Here is a 1,438-nt window from a genome sequence, read left to right as displayed (position 1 = left end):
TGATCCGGTGATTGGAAGGTGGAATGTTGTGGATCCTTTGGCAGAGAAGATGCGGAGGTACTCACCGTATAATTATGGTTTCAATAATCCGATAAGATTTGTAGACCCTGATGGAATGATGCCATTAGATGACTATTATTTTGATGCCTATCAAAATTTAGATTATGTAGTTCAAACAGATAAGCCTGATAGGTTTTTTCAACAAAATAGTGAGTTGAATTATTCTGAGGTGTCTTATTCCGATCTCAGTAGTTCTATGGGGGTAGAATATAGAACAACAAAAATTGGTTTAGGTCTTGGTAATCTCTCTTTTGATGATGGGGTGTATTCGACACCTAGTTTGGATCCGAAAGTTGCGAAAGAGAAGGTTTCCCTTCATGAAAATTATAATCCACTACTCGCAAGAGGAAGTCTCATGTCATCAAATTTTCCTGCAAATGATGGTTTTGTTGGACCGGGTCCTGCAGGTGAACTCCAAGAAGGGATGATTATTGATCGATTTGGAGGTACAAGGCCAACATCTGAATATTTTTCTCCACAAGGGACTCCAGTTTCCCAAAGATTTTTGTTAGAGGGAACGGATACTAAAATTTATGAAGCGTGGAGGGTTGTAAAACCATTTAGTGTGAGAGGAGGCCCTATTGCCGGACCGAATGGAATGCCTACAGGAGGTATTCAATTTAAATCTTCAATGCCTGTTGGTAGATTGGTGAGTGGAGGATATATTGAGCCACTACCAGAAATAATTCCGCCTGAAATAATTATACCCTAGTTTGTTCATGTTTATAAATTGTTATGGATAGAAAAATTTTAAAAGTGAAATTGGATGCCTTGAATATAAATCCTAAAGATTATTCGCTAGATGGTACTTTATTGCCCATGAGGACAATTCTTTCTTTTTCAAAAAATCAATGGGTGACATTTGAATATGATGAACGAGGGAGTATACATGACTTGAAGAAATTTGATAATGAAGATGAGGCTTGCGAAGATATTTTATCTCGATTAATTTTTTTAGTGGAATGGAGGAAAAAGTATAATATAAAGTAAACCACTCTTACTGGTATTAGTGTCTCGCTAAGACCAAAATGTAAGTTACCCAACAAAGCCTAGTAGGTTTAAAACTGTTGGGCTTTGTTATTTCTGCAGGAGTTCGAGTTTTAAGAGCCTGGCTTTTATTGCTCCATAGGTACGGGAATTGAGTTTAGCGAGTTCGGTAATCTTGGAGCCTTCGCTGAAACGCTGCGTGAGCAGGCTATCTTCTTCCTCACTCCATGGCAGTCCTTGGTTACCTTTTTCAGCTACCGCCTAATCTGGTTTAAGTGTTCGCTCTTCCGCGACCACTTAAATCTAAAATAGAACCAAGGACTTATTTCGGAAGTGTTGCATGAAAATGTTATGGTTCATATATAGCCCTTTCTGAACTTTTTTAATCGCT

At 38.2% G+C, this 1,438-nt stretch carries 2 protein-coding genes; both read left to right on the top strand.

Translation table 11 applies throughout. The features are described from left to right. Positions 1 to 772, top strand: a 772-nt coding sequence (locus OQ268_RS17770) for a TNT domain-containing protein (protein ID WP_265858157.1), incomplete at its 5' end; no start/stop codon positions are given. A 23-nt stretch (positions 773 to 795) separates the two neighbouring features. After that, positions 796 to 1,050: a hypothetical protein gene (locus tag OQ268_RS17765; RefSeq protein ID WP_265858155.1), complete on the top strand. Its 255-nt coding sequence runs from the start codon at positions 796 to 798 to the stop codon at positions 1,048 to 1,050. Positions 1,051 to 1,438: the final 388 nt, after the last annotated feature.

Source organism: Pedobacter sandarakinus (genome assembly GCF_026240095.1).
Lineage (GTDB): Bacteria > Bacteroidota > Bacteroidia > Sphingobacteriales > Sphingobacteriaceae > Pedobacter > Pedobacter sandarakinus.
Note: the sequence above shows the minus strand (reverse complement) of the source record. Positions and strands in the feature narration are given on the sequence as shown.

Excerpts from the sequence above, each read along its gene's own strand:
- OQ268_RS17765 (WP_265858155.1), top strand. The coding sequence starts at position 796 with ATGGATAGAAAAATTTTAAAAGTGAAATTGGATGCCTTGAATATAAAT.